Source organism: Streptomyces sp. NPDC002853 (assembly GCF_053591915.1).
In genome coordinates this window covers 213,377-237,123 of the sequence record NZ_JBSFUS010000001.1, presented here as the reverse complement: position 1 = coordinate 237,123, position 23,747 = coordinate 213,377, and the positions used below count along the sequence as shown (strand labels likewise).

Genomic DNA, 23,747 nt, shown 5'->3' with positions numbered 1-23,747 from the left:
CTGCCCGTGCGGGAGTTCATCGTCGAGGCCGACGGCGGGTCACGGGGCAACCCGGGTCCCGCGGGCTACGGCTCGGTCGTCATCGACGCGGCCACGGGGGTAACCCTGACGGAGGCCGCCGAGTACATCGGCGTCGCGACGAACAACGTCGCCGAGTACAAGGGCCTGGTGGCCGGCCTGAAGGCGGCACACGCCCTGGACCCGGACGCCTCGGTCCATGTCCGGATGGACTCCAAGCTCGTCGTCGAGCAGATGTCGGGCCGCTGGAAGATCAAGCACCCGGACATGAAGCCGCTCGCCGCCGAGGCCGCGCGGGTCTTCCCGCCGGACCGGGTGACGTACGAGTGGATCCCGCGCGCGCAGAACAAGCACGCGGACCGGCTCGCCAACGAGGCGATGGACGCGGGCAAGCGGGGCGAACAGTGGTCGGCCTCGGACTCGACGGCGGATCTTGACGCGCGGGCCGCGCGTTCTGCGGCGCAGGCGCAGGTGCCGGAACCCGTTCCCGAGGCAGGGGCGGACGTGGACGCCCGAGCCGCGGGCAACGTGGCCGCGCAGGCACCACCCGTCGGCTGGGCGGCGCCCGCTGACCTGGGCGCCCCCGCGACCTTCGTGCTGCTGCGGCACGGGGAGACCGCGCTGACGCCCCAGAAACGCTTCTCCGGCAGTGGCGGTTCGGATCCCTCCCTCTCCGAGGTGGGCCGGGAACAGGCCGAGCGTGCGGCGGCCGCGTTCGCTGCGCGGGGCACGATCCAGGCCATCGTCTCCTCGCCGCTGAAGCGGTGCCAGGAGACCGCGCAGGCAGTCGCCGCCCGCCTCGGCCTCGACGTACGCGTCGACGAGGGGCTGCGCGAGACGGACTTCGGGGCCTGGGAGGGCCTCACCTTCGGTGAGGTGCGGTCGCGCGGGCCCGAGGAGCTGGACGCGTGGCTCGCCTCTCCTGATGCCGCGCCGCCCGGCGGGGAGTCCTTCTCCGCGGTGGCCCGCCGGGTGTCCGCGGCCCGGGACCGCCTCGCCGCGGAGTACGCGGGCCGCACGGTGCTCCTGGTCACGCATGTCACCCCGATCAAGACACTGGTCCGCCTGGCCCTGGGTGCCCCGCCGGAGTCCCTGTTCCGCATGGAACTCTCGGCGGCGTCGGTCTCGGCGGTGGCGTACTACACCGACGGCAACGCGTCGGTCCGCCTACTGAACGACACGTCGCACCTGCGGTAGGGCTTGCCATGCCTTGCCATGCCTTGCCTCGTCTCGCCTGTGGGTCGGTGGGGGCCGGCCGCGCAGTTCCTCGCGCCCCTTAGCGGGCGTGCCGTCATGGTTTCCCGCGGGCCGGTGGGGGCTGGTCGCGCAGTTCCCCGCGCCCCTTACGGGCGCGGTGCCGTGCGCCCCGTAAGGGGCGCGGGGAACGGCGCGATCGGCCACGGTGCACCCGCAGGTGTCAGCGCCGGGATGCGGTTTCGTGCCCCATGAGGGGCGCGGGGAACGGCGCGATCGCGGCCCCCACCGACCCGCACCCCGCGGCGGGGCACATGCACAAGGCCCCCGGCCCGACTCATCGGAGGGAAGCCGCCTCCCGCGCCAAGGCCTCGACGCGAGGCCAGTCCTTCGCCGAGACCGCGTCAGCGGGAAGCATCCAACTGCCGCCCACGCAACCGACGTTCGGCAGGGCGAGGTACGACGGCGCGGAGGCTAGGCCGATGCCGCCCGTCGGGCAGAAGCGGGCCTGCGGCAGCGGACCACCGAGCGACTTGAGATAGGCCGTACCACCGGCCGCCTCCGCCGGGAAGAACTTCATCTCGTGCACCCCGCGCTCCAGCAGGGCCACCACCTCGGAAGTCGTTGAGACCCCCGGCAGGAACGGCACCCCGGACGCCTTCATCGCGGCGAGCAGCGTGTCGGTCCACCCCGGGCTGACCAGGAAGCGGGCCCCGGCGTCGACGGACTCCGCGACGCCTTGGGGCGAGATGACGGTGCCGGCACCGACCACCGCGTCCGGCACCTCCGCCGCGATGGCCCGGATCGCGTCGAGCGCGGCTGGCGTACGCAGCGTCACCTCGATCGCGGGCAGCCCGCCCGCCACCAGCGCGCGCGCCAGCGGCACGGCGTCGGCGACGTCCTCCACGACGACTACGGGGACGACGGGAGCGAGATCGAGCACGGAGCCGGAAGCCGCGGCGGAGGAGGCGGAGGGGGAGGGGGAAGTCATGGGAGCATCCTGCCTCGCGTCACGCAGCATGCGCAAAGGGTGTTGCGCATGCTGCAACCACTAGGCGGCCGGGCTAGTGAATCTCCCGAACCACCACGTCGAGCGCCCACGCCTTGCCCGCCTTCGAGGGAGCCTCGGCCTCCACCACGTGCCCGAGGTCCCGCAGCGCCTCGACCAGCTCGGCCGGGTTCTTCGGCTGGGTGCCAGTCTCGAGCAGGGAGCGGACGATCCGCCCCTTGGTCGCCTTGTTGAAGTGCGAGACGACGGACCGCTTCTCGACGCCGTCGACCATCTGCGCGTGCAGCACCCTTACCGTCGCCGTCCGGTCCGCGACCTCGCCCTTCGGCTTCCACGCGGCCGCGTACGCCGACGAACGCAGGTCCAGTACGAGCCCGTCGCCCGCCGCCTCGGGCATCGCCGAGGCCATCGGCGTACGCCAGTAGGCGCCCAGCGCGCCGAGGCCGGGCAGCTTCACGCCCATCGAGCAGCGGTAGGAGGGGATGCGGTCGGTGACGCCGACGGCGCCCCACAGCCCGGAGAAGACGAGCAGCGACCGTGCCGCACGGCGCTTGGCGGCGGCGTCCAGCGTGGCGAGGCCCAGCGCGTCGTACAGGACACCCGTGTAGATCTCGCCCGCGGGGCGCGCGCCCGCCGTGCGCAGCTCGGCGTTCTTCGCGACCTCGCCGCGCAGGCCCTCGCTCAGACCGAGTACGTCACGGGCCTTCTCCTCGTCCGCCACGCAGAGGTCGACCAACTCGTCGAGCACCGCCTGCCGCGCGTCCGCGAGCGCCGGCAGGGAGAGCGACTCCGGCTTCAGGGGGGCGCCACGGCCGGAGGACGCCTTGCCTTCGGAGGGCGGCAACAGGACGAGCATGGGTCTGGTTCTCCTTCGGAGGGCAACGGGTGGGGGTGCGGGCCCTGCGCCAGGGTAATCGTCACCGGAAACGTCGAGCGCCTGCGCCTGCGGCGGGCGGGGCGTTGTGGCTGCGGCGACGGCGCTGACCTTCGCCGCTTCCTGGCGGGTCTCCCGGCCACCCGGCCGAGTACCCGGCAGCGGAGGCCCCCGCCCGCCCGTGCCTGCGTCCGGCGATGGTGCTGGCCTTCGCCGTTCCCGGCGGTCTCCCGGCCACCCGGCCGAGTACCCGGCAGCGGAGGCCCCCGCCCGCCCGTGCCTGCGGCGGGCTGACCGTCGTGGCTGCGTCCGGCGATGGCGCTGGCCTTTGCCGTTTCCCGGCGGGTGTCCCGGCCACCCAGACCCGGCAGCGCAGGTCCCGCCCCCGGACGTGACCCCTTCACCGTGCCGCCTCGCCCCTCCCCGCCTACGCTCGACCCATGCCCCGTCGTCATCTCCGCGTGACCGGCGCAGCCGAAGCTCCCCTGTGGGGTGTGCTGCGTGAGCTGCGTACGAAGTTGGACGTGCCCGAGGGATTTCCCGCGGACGTCCTGGCCGATGCCGAGCGGGCCCTCGCCTCTCCACGGCTTCCGGCGCACGACGCGACCGACATCCCCCTGTTCACCATCGACCCGCCCGCCTCCGTCGACCTCGACCAGGCGATGCACCTCGCCCGGCGCGACGGCGGCGGATTCCGGGTGCGGTACGCCATCGCGGACGTCGCCGCGTACGTCACGCCCGGTGGGCCGCTCGACGCGGAGGCCCACCGGCGCGTCACCACCCTCTACTTCCCCGACGAGAAGGTGCCCCTGCACCCCACCACGCTGAGCGAGGGCGCGGCCAGTCTGCTCCCGGGGCAGGACTGCCCGGCCGCCCTCTGGACGATCGACCTCGACGAGGAGGGACGCGCCGTCTCCACCGACGTGCGCCGAGCTCTCGTACGCAGCCGCGCCAAGGTCGACTACGAGGGCGTGCAGCAGGCCATCGATGGCGGCACCGCGGAGGAGCCGCTCGCGCTGCTCGCCGACATCGGCCGGCTGCGCGAACGGCTGGAGGTCGAGCGGGGCGGCATCTCCCTCAACGTGCCCGAACAGGAGATCGTCGAGCGCGGCGGCACGTACGAACTCGGCTTCCGCGCCCCGCTGCCCGCAGACGGATGGAACGCCCAGATCTCCCTCCTCACCGGCATGGCAGCCGCCGAGCTGATGATCCGGTCGGGCGCCGGCATCCTGCGCACCCTGCCCACAGCCCCCGACGGCGCCGTCGGCCGCCTGCGCCGCACCGCGAAGGCCCTGGACGTCGACTGGCCGCACCACGTCCCGTACGCCGAACTCGTCCGCTCCCTGGACCCGCGCCTGCCCCACCACGCCGCGTTCCTCCAGGAGTGCACCACGCTGCTGCGCGGCGCCGGATACACCGCGTTCAGCGGCGGCGACGTCCCCGAGCTGACCACCCACGCCGCCGTCGCCGCCCCCTACGCCCACTGCACCGCCCCGCTGCGCCGCCTCGTCGACCGCTACGCCTCCGAGCTGTGCCTGGCCGCGGTCGCCGGTGACGAACCGCCCGAGTGGGTGCTCGCCGCGCTGCCCGAGCTGCCCAAGGAGATGGCGGACGGGACGCGGCGCGCCAACACCGTGGAGCGCGAGTGCGTGGACCTCGTCGAGGCCGCGCTGCTCAAGGACCGGGTGGGCGAGCTCTTCGACGCGGTGGTGGTGGACGTCCATGAGCGTGAACCCGCCGTCGGGACGGTCCAGTTGACCGACCCCGCGATCGTCGCCCGCATCGAGGGCGGCACCGGCGGCCTGCCGCTGGGGGAGCGGCTGCGGGTGTGGCTCACGCAGGCCGATCCAGGGGCGGCGAAGGTGCGGTTCGCGCCTGCGTGAGCTCCAGGGCCCGCCCCAGCGCGGCTCGCAGCTTCGCCGGCTCGTCGGAGTGCAGCCGTACCGTCGTCACCGGCCTGCGCCCACCAAGGAAACCGACCGCCATGACGGGCTCCGTCAGCTCCAGCGTGAGGGAGGTCTGCGCGGCGACGGGAATGTTGAGCACCCCGTCGGCGGCCTCGTGCGTGAAGCGCCGCTCACCGCGCACGGCGGCGATCCGCTCCAGCGGTATCGTCACGTCCCGGTGGGCGCCGTGGCGTACGCGGAGTGCGTCGGCGGACAGCACGTGCGGCCGGGTCACGGAGGCGGCGTGGATGCCGAGCATCAGGATCACGCCGTAGACGTCGATGACGAGGGTGATCGCGTGGAGCGTGGGCCAGTTCCGCAGCAGTAGGGCGAGCCCGATGGTCTCCACGACGGAGACGAACACGAAGCCGTAGAGCATCGCGGCCTGATCCCGGGCGTGCCCGAAAGCGAGATCCCCCTCCCGCACCCCGTGCCGCCGCCGCGCCACCCACAGCACCAGGCTCGACAGCGCCCGCACCTCGTGCCCGACGATCCGCCGCACCGGCTCCGGCACGACGTCCCTGACCGCCGCGCGCCCGCCCCGCCGGTACACGATCAGGAGCCCCGCGCACTCGACGAGCAGCAGCGCCAGGGCCACCGCCTCCATGCCGACCAGTGCGTGCGCGGGGATCACCGGCCCCGCCAACAGGCATACGACAAGGACGAGTTCGAGGGGTACGACGACCCAGGCGAGCGTCCGCACGAGCCTCGTCATCGCGCACCCCGTTCCAGGAGCAGCCGCATCCCACGGCGCACGGCCTCGGCCTGGGCGGGGGAGAAGTCGGAGAAGAAGGCTTCCAGGAACCGGTCGTCGCCGCGACCCCGCCCGTCGGCCACCGCCTGCACGCCCTCGGTGCCCAGCTGCTCCAGGAGCGAGTCGGGCAGCGCCGCGGCGAGCGCCTGCGCCGCCTCGTCCACGGCAGCCTGCGTACGCGGATCGGCGAGGTCGGCGTCGGCCAGGGCGTCGAGCAGCGCGTACACCTCGTGCGCGCGCTCCACCGCGTCCGGGGTGGACAGCGCGGGGTGCAGCGCGGCCATGAACCTGTCGCGGTCCTCCGGGGGCGCCGTCGTGTCGATCAGGGCGAGCAGTTCCCGGTCCTTCGCGGCCATTGCGGACTCGGGGCCCTCGCGGCCGGCGTCGGAACGGGCCATCTCGGCGAAGAATTCGCCCAGTTGAGGCGAGACGGGCCCCTCGGCGGACAACCGCCCGTGCTCCGCGTCGTCCAACAGCACCCGCAGCCGCTCCCGCCGCTCGCGGATCGCGCTCTCCTGCCGCGCGAGGTCCGTGTCCAGCTCGGCGAGCACCTCGGCCAGTTCACGCCCCGCGTCGTCCGCGAGCACGTCCCGCACCTCGGCGAGCCCGAGCCCCAGCTCGGTCAGCCGCCGGATCCGCGCGAGTACGACGGCGTGGCGCAGCCCGTACTCCCGATAGCCGTTGGCCCGGCGCTCGGGCTCGGGCAGCAGCCCGAGGTGGTGATAGTGCCTGATCGCCCGTGTGGTCACCCCGACGATCCCGGCGAGCTCGCCGATCCGCATCCCGCCCGCCCCGTTCACGAGGCCGCTCTCATCCCGTTCATGAGCCCAGTAGAAACGTTGACGCTGCGGCAAGGTCAAGCAACGACGGCCCAGGACCCGCCGGGCGGGCGAAGCCTGCCGCCCGCGCGTGTTCCTGTGCCACGATCGAGGGAACAACTCCCGATCTCTTGGACGGCGGATCAAGCGATGTCCCAGTCTGGCGAGCGACCGAGGAAGGGGCGTGACATGACTGCCATGGCACACGAGCCGCTCACGCAGGCAGAGGTCCTCCTGGAGGGTTTCCTCGCGCTGGACACCCCGGAGGGTTTCCGGGCGGAGCTGATCGAGGGGGAAATCGTCGTGACGCCGCCGCCGGACGGGGACCACGAGGACTGCATCAACCTGATCATGAAGCAAGTGATCAGGCGCTCCAGGACCGATATGGACTACTCCGGGAACAAGGGGCTGAAGCTGAAGAGCGGGGGTGCCTGTCCGAAGAACCACGCCATCCCGGACGGCACATTCGCCCCCACAGAACTCCGCCTCTTCCGTGGCGCCGAGCCCTGGATGCCCTGTGAAGGCGTGGCCCTGGTGGTCGAGGTGACGTCCACCAAGCCGCAGGCGGACCGCGAAGCAAAGCGCCGCTGCTACGCCCGCGGCGGCATTCCGCTCTACCTGCTCATCGACCGTGAGGGCTCCTCGCTGACGCTGTTCAGCGACCCGGAGGGGGACGACTACCGCCAGCACTGCACCCTCCCCTTCGGCAAGGCGGTGGCCCTCCCCGAGCCGTTCGGCTTCGAGCTGGAGACGGCGGAGTTCGACTGAGGGTCCGCGGGGCCGGAGCTGCGGCACCCGGCGGGTAGCATGGTCGGCACGGCAGACGAGCCGGGCGGACGGCCGCGTGAAGCTTCCCTCACCAGGGAATCTTCCCGAGGAACGTCCGGGCTCCACAGGGCAAGGTGGTGGCTAACGGCCACCCGGGGTGACCCGCGGGACAGTGCCACAGAAAACAGACCGCCGGAGGCTTCGGCCGCCGGTAAGGGTGAAACGGTGGTGTAAGAGACCACCAGCGCCTGAGGTGACTCAGGCGGCTAGGTAAACCCCACCTGGAGCAAGGTCAAGAGGGGCCCTGGAGACAGGGCCCTGCGCGGATGATCGAGGGCTGCCCGCCCGAGTCCGCGGGTAGACCGCACGAGGTCCGCAGCAATGCGGACCCTAGATGGATGGCCGTCTCCCCGGCCGCCGCGAGGCGACCGGGCGACAGAACCCGGCGTACAGCCCGACTCGTCTGCCGCTATAGCTCTGACCTGGCCTTATGCTTGGTCGGGGCCTTTTGTCGTGTCTGGACACATACCTCCTCTAGCTGCGACTTCCCGAAAGTTCCCGTGGAGGCGTGCACACGTTGTGCATTTGGCGCGGGGCCTGGGATGGCCTCGATGAGTGATGTTGCCGAGTCGCTGGAGGGGGCTGGCGAGTGTCGGGGCGTCGACCTCGACGCCCTGTGGGTTCGGTCTCTGTGCGCTTTGGTCGTTGCCCGGCGTCGCCGCTGCCTGGTGAGCTCCCACAAGCTGTCCGGAAGGCCAACTCCACGTTGCCCGCCCCATAAAGAGGCTAACCGAACGATCACCACTTAGGACATCGTCTTAATACGCCTTCGAGGTCCGAGTTGCTGAGCGTGTGTGGACGCGCCGCGTCACTTTGTTGAACAGCGCGCCTTGAGCGCGCATAGGTAGAGCGCTGAGGCGAGGTGTCCTCCCGCTCTGTGTCTGATCAGTGCTGCCAACTCGCCTACCGTTGGCTTTATTTGTATGAAAATCTGACTGTTCTGTGGCATGGTCATGGCCTCAGTCGATCGTTTGGGATCGGCGCAGAGGTAGGCGGTCACGGAGGAAGGCACTTGGTGAGGCACGAGAACAGCCGCAAGGACGACGCCCCTGCTCCCCTCCACAGTCCCTCTCGGGCAGCCTCGTTCGTGATGGTCCACGTAGGTCAATCGTCCGGAACGCAGCGCAACCTGCAGTACGGGATCGAAACCCGGTCGTGGGGGTTCCCTGCGTGGAAGCCCGAGTACCGGTCCGCGCGCCCGCGCTTCGCCGTGCTGGCCACGGGAGTGGGCCCGCGCGTACAACTCGACGTATGGAGTGCCAAGAAGATCACTCTGTACCTGTTCGAAGTACGTGAGAACTTCTACGAGGCAGAAGCCCCTCACTGGCCGGACGAGGAAGCCGAAAACGCCATCAAGTACCCGGTGCGCTTCGGCATCGAGCCATTGGCTGTGCTCCACGACGTCCGTCTGGATGAGGACGGGCCGCTTGGAATGGCCGCCAGTGACGCCATACGTGTTTCGGGGACTCAACGAGGCATAGGCATGGTCGTCGACATGGATCCGCAGCCGTTGCTCGATGAGGCCGGAATCCCAGCCAACTGGTCCCAACAGCAGACGGTGGCCCTGAACCACACGCCCGGGTTCACCGCGGAGCAGGTGAAGCTGCCCAAGCAATCGAAGCGGCCCTCCGGTGGAGCGGGCTTCGTCTCCGACCCCAAGAAGCGCAAGGCCATCGAACTGCACGCGGAGGACATGGCAGTCGCTCACTACGAGGGGGAGGGCTGGATGGTCGAACGCCTTGGCAAGCCGTACGACCTCCACTGCACGCGTGGCAAGGAAGAGCGCCGCGTAGAGGTGAAGGGGACAACGGGCGCGGCCACAAGTGTCGACCTGACAATCAACGAGGTTGAGCATGCCCGGGACCCGCAGAACACCGTGGACCTATTTGTGGCCAGTGACATCAAGGTGGACTTGCGGTCCGACAACTACACAGCGAGTGGCGGCAGGGTGTTGCACCTCCATGACTGGGCGCCGGCTGAGGCGGACCTGAGGCCGCGCAGTTTCGAGTACCGCCTACCGCTCGCCTGACTGCCCAGATGCACCTTCGGGGTTTCCGGGGCAAGTCCCGCTAGCCCTCGTGCCTTCGAGTCCACCGCCCTTGTGGGGATTTCCCGTGCCTCTTCTTCGTATGTCCGCACGTGCGCTGTTCGATCAGTGCAGTGACGGAGCCCTCTTTGAGCGGCTTGCCCAGAAATACCGCTCCGTGCTCTGTCAGAACCCGTCGTCCAGTGAACGCCGCTCGTGGGAGAGCAGTCTCCCGGCCCTGGCAGAGGTTCTGTGCGATGCCGGGCTTGATGGCATCGAGGTACTGGTCGAGCACCGATTACCCCTTACCAGCCTGCGCGCAGATATCGTCCTTGCCGGTTCCCACCCCGCGACGGGCAGACCGTCCTACGTCATCGTCGAACTCAAGCAGTGGAGCGAAGCACGTCTCGTTCCTGGCACTGACGATTTATGTTTAGTGGCGAGAATGGAAAATCGACCACCAGTTCTACATCCCGTGACTCAGGTGCGCCGCTACTGCGATTACCTGCAGGACTTCACCAATGTGCTGAGTGATCAGGAGGATGCCGTCGCGGGCGTAGCCTATCTGCACTACGCAGCCGATCGGGATGTCAGTGAACTATTTAAATTACCAGACGCGAAGGCCCAACTCTTCACGGATGCATCCCGCGGAGAACTTATCAAATATCTGCAGACCCGTCTTTCTGCCCTGGATGGTTCGCCAGAGGCTGACTACCTCCTGAATAGCCCCCATGCTCCCGGTCGTCAATTGATGCGTGCCGCTGCTGCCGAGATAATCGACGGCGGCGAGTTTATCCTGATGGATGAGCAAGAGGTGGCGGCTCGTTTGGTGAAGCGGGCGGCGGACCTGTCGCGACAGTCAGACCAGAAGGAGGTCATAGTGATATCCGGGGGTCCTGGTTCGGGTAAGAGCGTCATTGCGTTACACCTGATGGGATACCTCGGGAGGAATGGGAGGAGCGTTGTCCACGCCACCGGATCCAAGTCCTTCACTACCACTCTCCGGCACGTCGTTGGCAGTAAGAACAGCAGAATTTCAAAGCTCTTCCGATACTTCTTCGACTTCACAAGTGCTGAACGAAACGGGCTGGACGTCTTGATCTGCGATGAAGCCCATCGCCTTCGCCAGCGGTCTACGAAGCAGGGCGCGTACGCCGGGCATCGGAGCGGTCGAGGCCAAGTGGAGGAACTCATCGACGCAGCCAGGGTCCCTGTCTTCTTGATCGACGAGCATCAGGTCGTAAGGCCCGGGGAGATGGGAAGTGTCGAGACCATCGATGAGGCTGCTCACGCGCGCGGGTGCATCGTTCGCCATGTCGATCTCAATAACCAGTTCCGGTGCGGCGGGAGCCGTGCCTACGAATATTGGGTTCTCCGTCTTCTCGGCCTTGAGCCCGGTGGTCCGATTCAATGGCAGCCCGAGGAAGATTTCGAGTTGCTCGTCGCTGAATCGCCCCAGTGGATGGAGAATTACCTAAGCGGCCAGCAGGAATTCGGATACACCTCGCGTATGACGGCAGGGTTCTGCTGGAATTGGAGCGATCCACGGATCGATGGCAGTCTCGTCGACGACGTAGTTATTGGAGAATGGCGCAGACCCTGGAATCTTAGAGGTGAGCAGCCCGTGAGAGGGGTACCGGTTTCCTCGCTGTGGGCCACTGATCCGTCAGGATTCGGACAGGTCGGGTGCATTTACACGGCCCAAGGGTTCGAGTACGCCTGGAACGGAATGATCTTCGGTCCCGACTTGGTGTGGCGCGGGAATAAGTGGCTTTCTGTCCCTGGGGAGAGCAAGGATTACACCGTTAAAAAGGCGGATCCGGAAACCTTCGGTCACCTTATTCGAAATACATATAAAGTGCTACTCACGCGGGGGATGGTCGGGACCGTCCTCTATTCAACTGATCCCGAGACTCGGGCCATGCTGGCTAGCCTGGTTCCGGATCGGATAAAAGCGGGGCCCGTGAGCGGGAGACCTTCGCCAGCCACTGGGTCCGCCGGTGCCCCTCCCAAAGAGCCGGGTGATATCTGACCGGGCATAGTCCCAGCATCCTGCGTCACGCATGTGGAAGGCCTGAACTGGAACATTCAGTGCCGCCTGGCCTGTGCGGCGACAAGAGAGCGGCACTGCCCGTGCGTAGGAGAGACGCGGCATCGGTACCGCAGGGCAACGGGCAATGGACGGGGTCATTGATGTCGGACAGCGGATGGGCTGTCGGCGGCGGAACTGTTCCGAGCCGCCGAGCCCGCGCCCGTGCCGACGTGCGTGTTCTGCTCACCACTCCAGAGTCGCTCGAGGCGATGCTGGTGAGCGCGAACGTCGATCACACGTCCTTCTTCTCCGGACTGCGTGCCGTGGTCGTCGACGAGGTGCACGCATTCGCCGGGGAGGACCGGGGCTGGCATCTGCTCGCGGTCCTGGAGCGGCGGCTCGGGCGCACAGGACGCAGGGCCGGAACGTCACGCAACTGCCTTTTCCTAGCGCTGGACCGCGGTGGACTCCTCGGCGCGGCGGCTCTTCTCATGCAGTGGTCGCGTGGCTGGGTGGAGCCCGTCGTCGCGCCGCCGGAGCCGCGGATCGGCAGGACGGATCCGAGTCTGCTCACCGAACGGATCGACGGGCCGAGGCGGTTGCTCCTGGCCGGCCGGAGCTGGCAGGTCACGTACATCGACTGGAAGCGCAAGCGGTGCTTCGTCGAACCCGTTGACGGCGGCGGCAGAGCGAAGTGGAGCGGTGCCGGGCTCGACTTCGGTATCTCCTTCGAGCTGACGCGCGCGGTACGGGAGGTGCTCCTTGGGGCGAACCCGCCGGTGGACCTCACCGCGCGTGCCGAGAAGTACCTGGCCGAAGCACGGGAGCACTTCATGGAAGAGGTACATCCCGGAGGGACGGTGATCATCCGCGGCTCGGGTGGATACGTGAAGTGGTGGACATGGGCAGGTCACCGGGCGAACGCCACGCTGGCGGCCACGCTGGCCGAGGTTGCCGCACCTGCCCAGCAGGTCAACGACTGCTGGGTCCGATTGCGAGAGGACCTCAGCCTTGCCGCTTGGAGACATGCTTCGGCCGACGCCCAGGACCATTTGTGCCTGCCGGAAGTCGATGAACGGGCCGTCAAGGGGCTGAAGTTCGCGGAGGCTTTGCCACCCAGGCTCGCCGAATCGACCCTGGCGAGGCGCCTGGCAGACCTGGGGTCGGCGACGCACGTACTCACTGAATCCGTGCGATTCGCTGTTTGGCAATGAGCACCAGGCCACTAGGGAGTCGGTCAAGCCGGAATCATCGGGCGGCCTGTCTGAACCTGGGCTGAAGTACCCCTCTCGGGGCCGGAAGGGGGTACGCAGAGGAGCCTCTTGCGTAGCCAGCAAGGTAGCCACTCAGATGGCCGCCCTGTGTGTTTGTGCAGGTCATAGCGCTGCGATCACTTTCCCCGGCGTACAGCCCGACTCGTCTGCCGCTCAAGCCCGGGACCGGCCACGGCCGTTCCCCGCCCGGCTTGCCGCCGGTCCGCCGCCGATGCGCGGTCGCGCCTCAGAACACCGAAAGTCCCGTCAGTGTCGTGAAGCGGTCCAGTGCCGCCACTCCCGACACCGAGTTGCCCCGCTCGTCCAGGCCCGGGCTCCAGACGCAGAGCGTGCAGTGGCCGGGGACCACGGCGATGATGCCGCCGCCCACGCCGCTCTTGCCGGGCAGGCCCACGCGGTAGGCGAAGTCGCCGGCGGCGTCGTACGTCCCGCAGGTGAGCATGATCGCGTTGACCTGCTTGGCCTGGCTGCGGCTGAGCAGGCGGGTGCCGTCGGCGCGGATGCCGTGGCGGGCGAGGAAGCCGGTGGCGAGGGCGAGGTCGGCGCAGGACGCCTCGACGGAACACTGGCGGAAGTACTGGTTGAGCAGGACCGGGACCGGGCTGGCGATGTTTCCGTACGACGCCATGAAGTGGCCGAGCGCGGCGTTGCGGTCCCCGTGCGCCGACTCGGAGGCGGCGACGCTCTCGTTGATGGCGAGCCCGGCGTTGCCGCTCTCCGCGCGCAGGAAGTCCAGGAGGGTGTCCGCCGCGTCGCCCGTCTGGGTCTGGAGGCGGTCGGTGACGACGAGCGCGCCCGCGTTGATGAAGGGATTGCGCGGGATGCCGTTCTCGTACTCCAGCTGCACGAGCGAGTTGAAGGGGTTGCCGGAAGGCTCGCGGCCCACGTGGTCCCATAGGGCGTCGCCCTCGCGGGCCAGGTCGAGCGCCAGGGTGAAGACCTTGGTGATGGACTGCGCGGAGAACGACTGCCGCCAGTCGCCCACCCCGTACACCGTGCCGTCGGGCTCCGCGACGGCCATGCCGAACCGGCTCGGGTCGCAGGCGGCGAGCGCCGGGATGTAGTCGGCGGGCCTGCCGCGCCTCGGCGTCCTCTCGATCTCGGCCGCGATGCGGTCGAGGACCGGCTGGTAGGTCTGGGGCGTCCGGGGCGAGGTCATGATCGCCATTTTGCACCCGCGTGAACGGCACCGCGGGGCGCGGGGCGCCGGGCGCGGGGCGCGGCCGGAATTGGCCGTAGCATGTCAACAAGTGTGCAGGTCGCTCTTGTTACCTCCAGTAAGTCGTGCCTCAATGCGGTAGAGGGTGCTGACTGGCCGTCAGTTCGGTTCGCTCACTTCACTTCAGATCAGGTCAGGTCAGGTCGGTCAGGTCAGGTCACCTGAGTTCCCCCCGCATTCCCCCCACCTGAAGGCAGGCCCCCCATGAGGCATGACATTCGCGCAACAGGCAGGCCGCAGCGCAGATTCGGCGCCGACAGGCTCGACAGGCTCCGCAGGCTCGGCACCGGGTCGGCGTTGGGCGTCGGGCTGGTCGCCGTGGGGGCCATGGTGATGGCACCCGCCGCCACCGCGGTCACCCCGGAGACCGCCACGATCTCGTTCGACTGCGGGACCTGGGGCTCGGGCTCGGCGACGCTCAAGGCCACCCAGGACGGGACCGCCGCGACCATCAGCGTCTCCACCTCGGCGATCAGCGCCCCCATCGACATCGCGGCCGGCTCGGTCGACTCGACGCTCACGCTCACCAAGAACGGAACGGACAGCACCACCTTCACCGGCAGCTCCAACCCGGCCATTCCCGCGGGCGGCGAGGTGTCCACCGGACCGCTCGACGGGACCGTCGCCACCGGTGACAGCCTGGAGGGCAAGTCGCTTCAGGTCGTGGTCCTCGGGATCAGCGTGACCTGCAACGCCACGTCCGCGCAGGCACCCGGGCCGTTCGTCTTCTGACGGTCACCTTCTGACGGTCGTCTACTGGTGCCCGTCGGCTTCCCCTGCCAGCGGGCGCCAGTACTGGTCCTTGCCCTCGTCCCGTACGACGTACCCCAGACCCTGCATCGTCTCCGCGAGGTCCCGGACGTCCTCCGCGGCCTTGTTCTTCAGCGCGGCCTTCCGTGCCGCGAGGACGGCGTGTGCCTCGGCGGGCAGACCGGGGGCGCCGGGGATCCAGCGGTGGAACAGGGCCGCGTGCGGGTCGGCGTCCTGCCATGGGTAGCCGTGCGAGCGGAACGCACCGGCCAGGGCAGCGGCCGGCGTCTTGTGGACGCCCCGGGTGATTTCCCGTGACGTCTCGTCCAGGACCACCAGTTCCTTGCCGTCCAGGAACACCGCGGAGACGCGGGCGCGTTCGACGGTGCGCGTCCGTTCGTGCTGCTCCGTCACCAGCTCCTGGTCGGTCAGGCGCAGCTTCAGGGTCTCGTCGAAATCCGTGCCGGCGAGGAGGAGGCCGGCGACCAGGCCGACGCCCGTCACGACCGCCGTATGCCACGGCCTGTCCAGCGAGCCGACGAACGTGATGCCGTCCCGCCAGGGCAGCACCGGCAGGTCCGTCAGCCAACGGGCCAGCGGCGGCAGCGCGATGCCCAGCAGGAGGCCGAGGACCGGCATGCCGATGATGATGGTCAGCAGGTCACCGCGCGGGTAACCGAGGACCGTCGTCCGGTCCTTGCGGAGCGGGACGGGGCGGCCGAGACTCTCTTCGCTGGTCATGTCCCCGACGCTAGGCGTGCGGGTGGCCGCGGGGGAGCGGCCGAAAGTCGATGGGCGGCAGACTTCGGTCGGTGCCCGATCGGTCTTCGGACGGTCTCCGGGCCCGATCGGTCTTCGGACGGTCTCCGGGCCCGATCGGTCTTCGGACGGTCTCCGGGCCCGATCGGTCTACGAACGGTCTCCGGTCGGTGGGCGGTCGGTGTCCGGTCGGCCCGGTGGTGTCGCAGGATGCGTGCCGGGTTGTGGGCGTCCACAAATGCGTTGCCGCCCGCCCGGCCCCCCTCCTACTGTGCCGATCATGCTGCCCACCGTGGACACCGACGAGCAATGGGACGTCGTCGTCCCCGACGAGGCCGTGATGCGGCCCGGAGTCGAGGACCTCTGCCGCAGGCTCGGCCTCGCCGGAGCGCCCCTCGACCGGTTCACGGAGGGGACACAGCCCGTCTACGCCGTCGGGGACGACCTCGTCCTGAAGCTCTTCCCCGGCGCCGTCGCAGACGACGGCCTCGTCGAGGAGCGGGTGTTGAGCCATCTTCAGGGCCGGCTGCCCGTCCCCACACCTCGGGTGCACGCGTCCGGGGCGTACGAGAACGGCTGGTGGTACGTGCTGATGTCCCGGCTGCCCGGCGAGGACCTCGCCGCCGCCTGGCCGCGCATCCCGCGTGCCGACCGGGAGCGTCTGGTCACCGAGGCCGGTGAGGCGCTCGCCGCGCTGCACGCCCTGGACCCCGGGCCGCTCGCCGACGTGCTCGGGCCCGGCGACTGGGGGGCCTTCCTCGACAAGCAGCGTGCCGGGGCCCTCGCGCGACAGCGGGAGCGCGGGCTGCCGGAGAGCTGGCTGGAGCAGATCCCCGGCTTCCTGGACGCCGTGCCGCTGCGGGCCGACGCGCCACGCGTACTCCTGCACACCGAGTTCATGCGCCAGCACCTGCTGGTCGGCCCCGCCCCGGGGGAGGGGCGGCTCGGGCTCACCGGGCTCTTCGACTTCGAGCCCGCCATGATCGGCGACAGGGCGTACGACTTCGTGGGCGTCGGGCTCTTCGTCACGCGCGCGGAGCCGGGACTCCTCGGCCGCTTCATGCGGGCCTACGGCCACACCTTCGAGCCGCGCGAACTCCTCGCCCACACCTTGCTCCACGTCTACAGCAGCCTGCCCTGGTATCTGCGGGAACTGCCCGCCCCGCCCGAGCCGACGCTCGACGCGCTGGCCCGGACGTGGTTCGACGGCGGAAACGGCTGAACCCCGGTGGCCCGCCCTCAGGCCACCGGCACCAGGGTCAGGTACGCGAGGCCGAGCACCCGGCGGTAGCCCCTCAGCCAGGTGGACCGCTGGCGGTCGGCCTTCGCGCGGGTCTCGGCGGCCAGCGGGTGGCCGGGGTTCCCGGCCAGCCATTCCTCCACGTCCGTGCGGTAGCCGGACTCGAAGTCCTCCCACTCCTCCGCGCTCGCCGTCTCCACCCACAGGGGGCGGAAGCCCGCTGCGATCGCCGCGTCCACGAGGTCGCCGAGGAAGAGGTGTTCGCCGGTGTGGGCCCCCGGCCACATCCCGGCGAGTTCTTCGGAGGTGGGCGCGCGCTGCCAGAAGCCCTCGCCGAGCACGACGCGGCCGCCGGGATTGACCAGGCGGCGCAGGGCACGCAGCGCCTCCTCGGTGTGGCCGGGCGGTTCGGCGGAGCTGAGCGCGTGGCTCGACCCCAGGCACAGCACCAGGTCGGCGGGGCCGCGGGCGGTGTCCGTCGCGGACTCCTCGACGAAGGAGACGCGCTCGGCCAGGCCGCGCTCCTTGGCGGCGGCGCGACCCCTGGCCAGGTCGTCGGCCGACAGATCGACGCCCACGCCGGTGGCGTCCGGGGCGGCCTCAAGGACGCGGAGCAGCAACTCGCCCCAGCCGCAGCCGAGATCGAGGACGGAGCCGGCGCGCGGCGCGACACGCTCGACGAGGCGAGCGGCCCGCGCCTCGGAGAGCGGCCCGTGGAAGGTCAGGCCGGTGAGGCGGGGCGGCAGGTTCTGCGTGGTGGACTCGGTCATGGCCGAGGACGCTATCCGGTCAACTCCCCTCGCGACCAGCGACTTTCGCCGCGATGAGCCGGGCGACCTCGTCCGGCGACGTGTCCGTCGTGTCGATCACCTCGCCCGCGCGTCGCAGCCACGGCAGCGCCTCCTCGTAGGGAGTGACGTGACCGAGGCGCCAGGGGGTGATCGCCGGGATGTCGGACTCGATGCGCCGGATCAGCGTCGCGGAGTCGGTGTGCAGGATGAAATGCCGTACGGGCACGCCGAGTTGGTCCAGGCCCTCGCGCAACTCCGCCCAGTACTCCTCGACCAGGACGGTCTGCGGGATGACCAGCGTCCCGCCCTTGTACGCGAGCAGGTGCCGGGCCGTGTCGACGACGAGGGCCCGCCACGGCGGCCAGTGCTGGAAGTCGGCCTCCTCCTGGAGGGGGCCGAGGACGTGGTGCAGCATGTAGCCGACCTCTTCGGCGTCGAAGAGACGGGCGTCGGGGATCAGGCGGACCAGTTCGTCGGACGTGGTGGTCTTGCCCGCGCCGAAGCTTCCGTTGATCCACACAATCATGGGGGCCAGGCAATCACGTACGCCGTGAAGCGGCCGTCAGGTCTCGTCCGGTGCTGAGACGCTCTCCCGCTCCCGTACGTTCTTCGCCCGCGAGCCCACCGAGACGAGCACGCCGAGCGCCGTACCCGCCAATGCCGCGGGCACCATCCAGCTGCGGTTGAAGGAGTGGCCGAGCGAGCTGTCGAGGGAGTAGGCGCCGGGGCCCGTGACGGCGAGAGTGGCGGCGACCATGCCGAGGAACGCCGGGTACTCGTAGCCGCCGGCCTGGCTGAAGAAGCCGTTGGGGGCGTGCACCGCGGTCGCCCCGGCCATCGCGCCGGCCGCCGCGGAACCGGCGGCGGGGGTCGCGAGGCCCAGCGCGAGCAGCGTGCCGCCGCCCGCCTCGGCGAGCCCGGCGATGACGGCGTTCGCCTTGCCGGGCGCGAAGCCGATGGACTCCATGAAGGCGCCGGTGCCCTCGATGCCGTGGCCGCCGAACCAGCCGAAGAGCTTCTGGGCGCCGTGGGCGGCGAGGACACCGCCGGTTCCGACGCGGAGCAGCAGAAGGCCCAGGTCACGTCGGTCGAAGCAGGAACGGGTCATGGCGCTGTCTCCTGGGATGGGTGCCGGGTGCTCGTCACCTCCCACCGTCCGTCAGAGCTTCGCCGTGCACCCCGCTCGAGCGGCCGTACGGGTGACCCCGTCCGGTGGCGGGGCGGGGCGGGCGATGTGACGGTGAGCGCATGAGCATCCAGGTAAACCGCCTCGCCGACCCGACGGTCCAAGCCTTCGTCACCGCCGTGAACGCCCACGACGAGGCCGCGTTCCGGGCCGTCCTCACACCGGACGTGACCATGTCCGACGACGGCTCCGACCGGGACGTCGCCGACTGGGCGGACCGCGAGATCTTCTCCTCCAACGGCCACATGGAGGTGGAGAGCGAGGCGGACGGCGGGCGCGCGCTGATCGTCTCGTACCGCAACGACACGTGGGGCGAGATGCGGACGAAGTGGCTGTTCACCGTCGACGGCGGGAAGGTCTCCCGGTTCGAGACGGGGCAGGCCTGACGCCCAAGGCCTGATGCCCAAGGCCTGATGCCCAAGGCCTGATGCCCAAGGCCTGATGCCCAAGGCTTGATGGACAAGGCCTGAAGCCCCTGAGGTGCGTCCTGGAACAGCACCCCCGCGTGACGTGTTCCGCGTCAGGTCTTGCCTTCGCGTGCGCTTCAACTCCTACTGTCCACCGGCATGGAGACGACACGCAGGACACTGGGGCGCAGCGGCATCGAGGTGAGTGCGCTCGGCCTCGGCTGCTGGGCCATCGGCGGCGAGTGGTCGGGCCCCGGCGGTGAACCGTACGGCTGGGGCGCCGTCGACGACGAGGAGTCGGTGCGGGCGATCCGGAAGGCCGTCGATCTCGGCGTGAACTTCTTCGACACCGCCGACAACTACGGGACCGGGCACAGCGAGCGCGTCCTGGGGCGCGCGCTGGGGGCGCGCCGGGACGACGTCGTCATCGCCACGAAGTGGGGGAACCTCTTCGACGAGGAGACCCGGACCGCGATCGGGGGCGCGGACGACTCGGTCGCGTACGCACGACGTGCGCTGACCGCCTCGCTGAAGCGGCTCGGCACGGATCACGTCGACCTCTACCAACTGCACATCGGCGACGCGGACCCCGAGAGCGCCGAGCGGCTGCGCGACGCGTGCGAGGAGTTCGTGCGCGAAGGGCTCGTCCGGGCCTATGGGTGGAGTACGGACGACCCCGCCAGGGCGGCGCTGTTCGCCGAGGGCCCGCACTGCACGGCGATCCAGCACCGGTGCAATGTGCTGCAGGACGCCCCCGAGATGCTGGCGCTCTGCTCGGAGCTCGGTCTGGCGAGCGTGCTGCGCAGCCCCTTGGCGATGGGGCTGCTCACGGGGAAGTTCGGCGGCGGGCGCGTGCCGGCGGCCGGGGACATCCGCAGCGCGCCGCCCTCGTGGCTGCCGGGCTTCGGGACGGGCGGGGGCGCGGATCCCGAGTGGCTGGGGCGGGTGGACGCGGTGCGTGCGGTGCTTACCGGCGGCGGACGGACTCTCGCGCAGGGCGCGCTCGCCTGGCTCTGGGCCCGGAGCCCGCTGGCCGTGCCCGTCCCGGGTTTCCGGACGGTGGCGCAGGTCGAGGGGAACGTGGGCGCGCTGGAGTACGGGCCGCTGACCGCGGGGGAGTCGGAGGAGGTCGCGCGGATCCTGCGAGGGGAAGAGGGTGAGGAGGGGGAGTGACCCGTCCTCCTGTGGACGTATCGCAGGGCAACCGTTCCGTGGCCTCGGCCATTCCCGCGGCTGTGCGCGGGTCCCCGCCGGTGGTCACGGAGCGGCTGCCCTGCCCCCTCCCCCATTCACTGTGGCAGGTGTAGCAGGTGTAGCAGGTGTAGCTGATGTGGCGGACGCGCCGTCAGTGGCAGTTCTTGTAGCCGGGGTTGCTGTTCGTCCAGGAACAGGAGTCCTTGAGCGAACCGCTCGGCTTGATGAGGCGGGCCTTGTCGCTGGTGTTGTTCCAGACGTACGAGCCACGACCCCAGTAGCGGACGCCGGACGCGTTGGTGCCCTTGCCGGTGCGGACCTTCACCGTCTTGCCCGCGCCGATCTTGTAGCTGCCGAAGGTGTACGTGTAGCCGGTGTTGTCCTTGAGCTTGTAGCCCTTGAGCTGGACCGCCGAGCCCGAGTTGTTGTGGATGTTCACCCACTCGGCGTTCAGCGAGGAGTTGGAACGTGAGTCCCGGCCCGGGCTGTCGAACTGGATGTACCCGAGGTGCAGTCCGCCCTGGTGTGCGGCCGCCGTCGCGGGGGACGCGGCGAGCAGAGGGGCCGCGAGTGCGGCCGCGGCGAGGACGGCCGGGGCCGCGGAACGTATGCGCAAGATGTGCTCCGAGTGTGCTCTGAATGTGCAGTTCGCGTGGAGGGCACGCCGAGCATACGGGGGTTGATGCGCGTAATTGACGCGGTATTTCCCATTCCGTTTGTGGAGATGCGGGCCGACCGTGAACGAAGGGTCACGGTCGGCCACGAGGGGCTGAGGGGGCAGGCGAGGCCCTCGGCGCTAACCCCGCCCGATGAACGGCATGTTCGTCGCGAGCACGGTGGCGAACTGGACGTTCGCCTCCAGCGGCAGCTCCGCCATGTGACGCACCGTCCGCGCCACGTCCGACACGTCCATCACCGGCTCGGGCGCCAACTCGCCGTTGGCCTGGAGGGTCCCGGCCTGCATCCGCTCGGTCATGTCCGTCGCCGCGTTGCCGATGTCGATCTGGCCGCAGGCGATCCGGTAGGGGCGGCCGTCCAGGGAGAGGGACTTCGTCAGGCCGGTCAGCGCGTGCTTGGTCGCCGTGTACGCGATGGAGCGCGGCCGCGGCACGTGCGCGGAGATCGAGCCGTTGTTGATGATCCGGCCGCCCTGCGGGTCCTGCTCCTTCATCTGCCGGAAGGCCGCCTGCGCGCACAGGAACGCGCCGTTGAGGTTCGTGTCGACGACGTGCCGCCACGCGTCGTACTCCAGTTCGTCCACGGGTACGCCGCCGGGGCCGAACGTGCCGGCGTTGTTGAAGAGGAGGTCGAGCCGGCCGAAGCGGTCGCGCACGGCTGCGAACAGCGCGCCCACGTCCTCGGGCCGTGAGACGTCGGTGCGCACGCACAGGGCGTCGGTCTCGGCGGGGGCGTTCGCCTCCGCGGATCCCTCGGCGTGCGGGACGGGCCGCACCGCGGCGCCCTCCGACACTCCCGCGGCAATCGCCGCCGTCTCCTCCAGCGTCTCCTTGCGGCGCCCCGCGAGCGCCACGGACCATCCGGCCCGCAGCAGTTCCACCGCCACGGACCGGCCGATTCCGGATCCCGCGCCGGTCACCACGGCGATCCTCTTCTGTTCGGTCGGATGCCCGGTCGGGTGCCCAGTTGGCTCAGCGTTCATGGCCCCGCAGCGTACGGGAGGTGTGTCTATAGGGTCATCATCCGCCCGCCATTTGGGTGTTGTGTACGCGACAGTCGCGCGTCTTCCCCCGCCACTTGCATGCCCAGGACACCAATCGTCAGGGGAGGGCCATATGACACCCACAGGCCAGCAGGACACAGCCGAGCTTCGAGCCGCCGCGCGCCACCTGGGCCGCCGGCGCTTCCTGACCGTCACCGGCGCCGCGGCCGCGCTCGCGTTCGCCACCAATCTGCCGACAGCGGGCGCCGCGGGCGCCGCCGAGATGGACGCGCGGAAGATCGCCGACGATCCGTTCACCCTCGGCGTCGCGTCCGGCGACCCGCAGCCCGACTCGGTCCTTCTCTGGACCCGTCTCGCCCCGTCCCCGTACGAACCGGGCGGCGGGCTGCCGAACCAGCGCGTCGTCGTCGAGTGGGAGCTTGCCCACGACGCCGGTTTCCAGCGTGTCGCCAGACGCGGCTTCGAGATCACCCACCCCGAGTTCAACCACACGCTGCACGTCGAGGTGGGGTTCCTGGACGCGGGGCGCACCTACTACTTCCGGTTCAAGACGGGGAAGTGGATCAGCGAGACGGGCCGGACCCGCACCGCGCCCGCGGCCGGCAGCACGGTGAGCTCCCTGAAGTTCGCCGCGGTGTCCTGCCAGGCGTACCACGACGGCTACTTCACCGCGCACAAACACCTGGCGAAGGACGACGTCGACGTCGTCTTCCACCTCGGCGACTACCTCTACGAGTACGCGGTGAACTCGGCCGGCGGCCACCGCAACTACACCGACCGCGTGCTGCCCGACGTCTTCAACCGCGAGACGCAGACCCTGGAGGACTACCGCCTGCGGTACGCCCTCTACAAGTCCGACCCGGATCTGCGGGCCTCGCACGCGGCGCACCCCTTCGTCGTCACCTGGGACGACCACGAGACCGAGAACAACTACGCGGACGACCTCGACGAGAACGGCAGCCCGCCCGCCGAGTTCCTGGTGCGCCGCGCCGCCGCCTACCGCGCGTACTGGGAGAACCTGCCGCTGCGCAGCCCCCAGCAGCCCGTCGGCCCCGACCTGCAGCTCTACCGCCGCGTGCAGTGGGGCCTGCTCGCGCAGTTCGACATCCTGGACACCCGGCAGTACCGCTCCAACCAGGCCTACGGCGACGGCGCGGACATCCCGGGCCCCGAGTCGACCGACCCCAAGCGCAGCATCACCGGGGCCACCCAGGAGCGCTGGCTCATCGACGGCTGGCGCAACTCGAAGGCGGTGTGGAACGTCATGCCGCAGCAGGTCAACTTCTCGCAGCGCAAGCTGGACCTCAACGCGGTGGCGAAGCTCAGCATGGACGCCTGGGACGGCTATCCGGCCTCCCGCGACCGCGTCCTCGCGGGCGCGGCGTCGGCCGGGATCAAGAACCTGATGGTGCTCACCGGCGACGTGCACGTCGGGTACGCCTACGACATCAAGGCCGATTTCGACGACCAGACGTCCAAGACGGTCGGCACGGAGATCGTCGCCACGTCCGTCGCGAGCGGCAGGGACGGCGCCGACAAGCCGGCGACCTGGGACACCTACACCAAGGCCAACCCGCACATGAAGTTCTACAACGGGCGGCGCGGCTACGTGACCGTGGACCTCGGGCAGGAATCCGCGCGCGCCGACTTCAAGACGGTGTCGGCGGTGACCACGCCGGGAGCGCCCATCAAGACGGCGGCCTCCTTCGTGACGGAGGCGGGGAACCCGGGGCTCAAGCCCGCGTGA

Annotated in this window: 22 protein-coding genes and 1 other RNA gene; 12 read left to right on the top strand and 11 right to left on the bottom strand. The window is 69.9% G+C overall.

Annotated features, from left to right (window positions below):
• Window positions 1-6: 6 nt before the first annotated feature.
• Window positions 7-1,215 (top strand): bifunctional RNase H/acid phosphatase, encoded by a 1,209-nt coding sequence (locus ACWD02_RS01090; RefSeq protein ID WP_451203135.1) that lies wholly within the window; start codon window positions 7-9, stop codon window positions 1,213-1,215.
• Between the two features lie 334 nt (window positions 1,216-1,549).
• Here the strand turns inward: ACWD02_RS01090 and eda are convergent, their stop codons facing one another.
• Window positions 1,550-2,203, bottom strand: coding sequence for a bifunctional 4-hydroxy-2-oxoglutarate aldolase/2-dehydro-3-deoxy-phosphogluconate aldolase (gene eda / locus ACWD02_RS01085; RefSeq protein WP_451203132.1), 654 nt, complete (start codon window positions 2,201-2,203; stop codon window positions 1,550-1,552).
• Between the two features lie 73 nt (window positions 2,204-2,276).
• A complete protein-coding gene (gene yaaA / locus ACWD02_RS01080) occupies window positions 2,277-3,077 on the bottom strand; it encodes a peroxide stress protein YaaA (protein ID WP_451203130.1) in 801 nt (266 codons plus the stop codon).
• A 458-nt stretch (window positions 3,078-3,535) separates the two neighbouring features.
• On the opposite strand from yaaA, the gene ACWD02_RS01075 reads away from it, so the two are divergent.
• Window positions 3,536-4,978: an RNB domain-containing ribonuclease gene (locus ACWD02_RS01075; RefSeq protein WP_451203127.1), complete on the top strand. Its 1,443-nt coding sequence runs from the start codon at window positions 3,536-3,538 to the stop codon at window positions 4,976-4,978.
• On the opposite strand, the gene ACWD02_RS01070 is transcribed toward ACWD02_RS01075, so the two are convergent.
• Together ACWD02_RS01070 and ACWD02_RS01065 are read right to left on the bottom strand one after the other, a co-directional pair.
• A complete protein-coding gene (locus ACWD02_RS01070) occupies window positions 4,929-5,756 on the bottom strand; it encodes a hypothetical protein (protein WP_451203124.1) in 828 nt (275 codons plus the stop codon). The two genes, ACWD02_RS01075 and ACWD02_RS01070, sit on opposite strands and share 50 nt — an antisense overlap.
• Window positions 5,753-6,577 carry a MerR family transcriptional regulator gene (locus ACWD02_RS01065; protein WP_451204322.1) on the bottom strand — a complete coding sequence of 275 codons (825 nt, stop codon included), beginning with the start codon at window positions 6,575-6,577 and terminating at the stop codon, window positions 5,753-5,755. The genes ACWD02_RS01070 and ACWD02_RS01065 overlap by 4 nt, the downstream gene beginning before the upstream one ends.
• Window positions 6,578-6,811: 234 nt before the next feature.
• On the opposite strand from ACWD02_RS01065, the gene ACWD02_RS01060 reads away from it, so the two are divergent.
• The 5 genes from ACWD02_RS01060 (at window position 6,812) to ACWD02_RS01040 (ending at window position 12,713) form a co-directional block, all read left to right on the top strand.
• Window positions 6,812-7,381, top strand: coding sequence for a Uma2 family endonuclease (locus ACWD02_RS01060; RefSeq protein ID WP_451204320.1), 570 nt, complete (start codon window positions 6,812-6,814; stop codon window positions 7,379-7,381).
• A gap of 56 nt (window positions 7,382-7,437) precedes the next feature.
• Window positions 7,438-7,847, top strand: an RNA gene (gene rnpB, locus ACWD02_RS01055) — RNase P RNA component class A.
• A gap of 609 nt (window positions 7,848-8,456) precedes the next feature.
• Window positions 8,457-9,470, top strand: a complete 1,014-nt coding sequence (locus ACWD02_RS01050; protein WP_451203121.1) for a protein NO VEIN domain-containing protein — start codon at window positions 8,457-8,459, stop codon at window positions 9,468-9,470.
• A 100-nt stretch (window positions 9,471-9,570) separates the two neighbouring features.
• A complete protein-coding gene (locus ACWD02_RS01045) occupies window positions 9,571-11,499 on the top strand; it encodes a DNA/RNA helicase domain-containing protein (RefSeq protein ID WP_451203120.1) in 1,929 nt (642 codons plus the stop codon).
• Between the two features lie 161 nt (window positions 11,500-11,660).
• A complete protein-coding gene (locus ACWD02_RS01040; RefSeq protein ID WP_451203118.1) occupies window positions 11,661-12,713 on the top strand; it encodes a DEAD/DEAH box helicase in 1,053 nt (350 codons plus the stop codon).
• 286 nt (window positions 12,714-12,999) lie between these two features.
• Here the strand turns inward: ACWD02_RS01040 and ACWD02_RS01035 are convergent, their stop codons facing one another.
• Window positions 13,000-13,941 (bottom strand): glutaminase, encoded by a 942-nt coding sequence (locus tag ACWD02_RS01035; protein ID WP_451203116.1) that lies wholly within the window; start codon window positions 13,939-13,941, stop codon window positions 13,000-13,002.
• Window positions 13,942-14,319: 378 nt separating this feature from the next.
• On the opposite strand from ACWD02_RS01035, the gene ACWD02_RS01030 reads away from it, so the two are divergent.
• A complete protein-coding gene (locus tag ACWD02_RS01030; protein WP_451204318.1) occupies window positions 14,320-14,724 on the top strand; it encodes a hypothetical protein in 405 nt (134 codons plus the stop codon).
• A 21-nt stretch (window positions 14,725-14,745) separates the two neighbouring features.
• Here the strand turns inward: ACWD02_RS01030 and ACWD02_RS01025 are convergent, their stop codons facing one another.
• On the bottom strand, window positions 14,746-15,483 hold the full coding sequence (locus ACWD02_RS01025) for a YqeB family protein (RefSeq protein ID WP_451203114.1): 738 nt from the start codon (window positions 15,481-15,483) through the stop codon (window positions 14,746-14,748).
• A gap of 298 nt (window positions 15,484-15,781) precedes the next feature.
• Between ACWD02_RS01025 and ACWD02_RS01020 the strand changes: the two genes are divergently transcribed.
• Entirely contained in the window at window positions 15,782-16,723 is a 942-nt protein-coding gene (locus ACWD02_RS01020) for a phosphotransferase family protein (protein ID WP_451203111.1), read from the top strand.
• Between the two features lie 17 nt (window positions 16,724-16,740).
• On the opposite strand, the gene ACWD02_RS01015 is transcribed toward ACWD02_RS01020, so the two are convergent.
• From ACWD02_RS01015 to ACWD02_RS01005, 3 genes are read right to left on the bottom strand one after another with little or no spacing between them, the layout of a single operon-like run.
• Window positions 16,741-17,511 (bottom strand): SAM-dependent methyltransferase, encoded by a 771-nt coding sequence (locus ACWD02_RS01015; RefSeq protein ID WP_451203109.1) that lies wholly within the window; start codon window positions 17,509-17,511, stop codon window positions 16,741-16,743.
• A 19-nt stretch (window positions 17,512-17,530) separates the two neighbouring features.
• On the bottom strand, window positions 17,531-18,058 hold the full coding sequence (locus ACWD02_RS01010; protein WP_451203107.1) for an AAA family ATPase: 528 nt from the start codon (window positions 18,056-18,058) through the stop codon (window positions 17,531-17,533).
• A 36-nt stretch (window positions 18,059-18,094) separates the two neighbouring features.
• Window positions 18,095-18,640: a DoxX family protein gene (locus ACWD02_RS01005; RefSeq protein ID WP_451203105.1), complete on the bottom strand. Its 546-nt coding sequence runs from the start codon at window positions 18,638-18,640 to the stop codon at window positions 18,095-18,097.
• Window positions 18,641-18,780: 140 nt separating this feature from the next.
• Here ACWD02_RS01005 and ACWD02_RS01000 point away from each other — a divergent pair, with 140 nt between their 5' ends.
• Both ACWD02_RS01000 and ACWD02_RS00995 read left to right on the top strand, forming a co-directional pair.
• On the top strand, window positions 18,781-19,104 hold the full coding sequence (locus tag ACWD02_RS01000) for a nuclear transport factor 2 family protein (RefSeq protein ID WP_451203102.1): 324 nt from the start codon (window positions 18,781-18,783) through the stop codon (window positions 19,102-19,104).
• A gap of 180 nt (window positions 19,105-19,284) precedes the next feature.
• Entirely contained in the window at window positions 19,285-20,298 is a 1,014-nt protein-coding gene (locus tag ACWD02_RS00995; RefSeq protein ID WP_451203100.1) for an aldo/keto reductase, read from the top strand.
• A gap of 172 nt (window positions 20,299-20,470) precedes the next feature.
• Here ACWD02_RS00995 and ACWD02_RS00990 read toward each other — a convergent pair whose 3' ends face one another.
• On the bottom strand, window positions 20,471-20,935 hold the full coding sequence (locus tag ACWD02_RS00990) for a lamin tail domain-containing protein (protein ID WP_451203097.1): 465 nt from the start codon (window positions 20,933-20,935) through the stop codon (window positions 20,471-20,473).
• Between the two features lie 180 nt (window positions 20,936-21,115).
• On the bottom strand, window positions 21,116-21,979 hold the full coding sequence (locus tag ACWD02_RS00985) for an SDR family oxidoreductase (protein ID WP_451203094.1): 864 nt from the start codon (window positions 21,977-21,979) through the stop codon (window positions 21,116-21,118).
• 133 nt (window positions 21,980-22,112) lie between these two features.
• Here ACWD02_RS00985 and ACWD02_RS00980 point away from each other — a divergent pair, with 133 nt between their 5' ends.
• On the top strand, window positions 22,113-23,747 hold the full coding sequence (locus ACWD02_RS00980) for an alkaline phosphatase D family protein (RefSeq protein WP_451203091.1): 1,635 nt from the start codon (window positions 22,113-22,115) through the stop codon (window positions 23,745-23,747).

Coding starts and splice junctions, on each gene's coding strand:
- ACWD02_RS01030 (WP_451204318.1), top strand. CDS start 14,320: ATGGTGATGGCACCCGCCGCCACCGCGGTCACCCCGGAGACCGCCACG.
- ACWD02_RS01000 (WP_451203102.1), top strand. CDS start 18,781: ATGAGCATCCAGGTAAACCGCCTCGCCGACCCGACGGTCCAAGCCTTC.
- ACWD02_RS01065 (WP_451204322.1), bottom strand. CDS start 6,577: ATGCGGATCGGCGAGCTCGCCGGGATCGTCGGGGTGACCACACGGGCG.
- eda (WP_451203132.1), bottom strand. CDS start 2,203: ATGACTTCCCCCTCCCCCTCCGCCTCCTCCGCCGCGGCTTCCGGCTCC.
- ACWD02_RS01040 (WP_451203118.1), top strand. CDS start 11,661: ATGTCGGACAGCGGATGGGCTGTCGGCGGCGGAACTGTTCCGAGCCGC.
- ACWD02_RS00985 (WP_451203094.1), bottom strand. CDS start 21,979: ATGAACGCTGAGCCAACTGGGCACCCGACCGGGCATCCGACCGAACAG.
- ACWD02_RS01005 (WP_451203105.1), bottom strand. CDS start 18,640: ATGACCCGTTCCTGCTTCGACCGACGTGACCTGGGCCTTCTGCTGCTC.
- ACWD02_RS01060 (WP_451204320.1), top strand. CDS start 6,812: ATGGCACACGAGCCGCTCACGCAGGCAGAGGTCCTCCTGGAGGGTTTC.
- ACWD02_RS01020 (WP_451203111.1), top strand. CDS start 15,782: ATGCTGCCCACCGTGGACACCGACGAGCAATGGGACGTCGTCGTCCCC.
- ACWD02_RS00980 (WP_451203091.1), top strand. CDS start 22,113: ATGACACCCACAGGCCAGCAGGACACAGCCGAGCTTCGAGCCGCCGCG.
- ACWD02_RS01025 (WP_451203114.1), bottom strand. CDS start 15,483: ATGACCAGCGAAGAGAGTCTCGGCCGCCCCGTCCCGCTCCGCAAGGAC.
- ACWD02_RS01035 (WP_451203116.1), bottom strand. CDS start 13,941: ATGGCGATCATGACCTCGCCCCGGACGCCCCAGACCTACCAGCCGGTC.
- ACWD02_RS01070 (WP_451203124.1), bottom strand. CDS start 5,756: ATGACGAGGCTCGTGCGGACGCTCGCCTGGGTCGTCGTACCCCTCGAA.
- ACWD02_RS01010 (WP_451203107.1), bottom strand. CDS start 18,058: ATGATTGTGTGGATCAACGGAAGCTTCGGCGCGGGCAAGACCACCACG.
- ACWD02_RS01075 (WP_451203127.1), top strand. CDS start 3,536: ATGCCCCGTCGTCATCTCCGCGTGACCGGCGCAGCCGAAGCTCCCCTG.
- ACWD02_RS01045 (WP_451203120.1), top strand. CDS start 9,571: ATGTCCGCACGTGCGCTGTTCGATCAGTGCAGTGACGGAGCCCTCTTT.
- yaaA (WP_451203130.1), bottom strand. CDS start 3,077: ATGCTCGTCCTGTTGCCGCCCTCCGAAGGCAAGGCGTCCTCCGGCCGT.
- ACWD02_RS00995 (WP_451203100.1), top strand. CDS start 19,285: ATGGAGACGACACGCAGGACACTGGGGCGCAGCGGCATCGAGGTGAGT.
- ACWD02_RS01015 (WP_451203109.1), bottom strand. CDS start 17,511: ATGACCGAGTCCACCACGCAGAACCTGCCGCCCCGCCTCACCGGCCTG.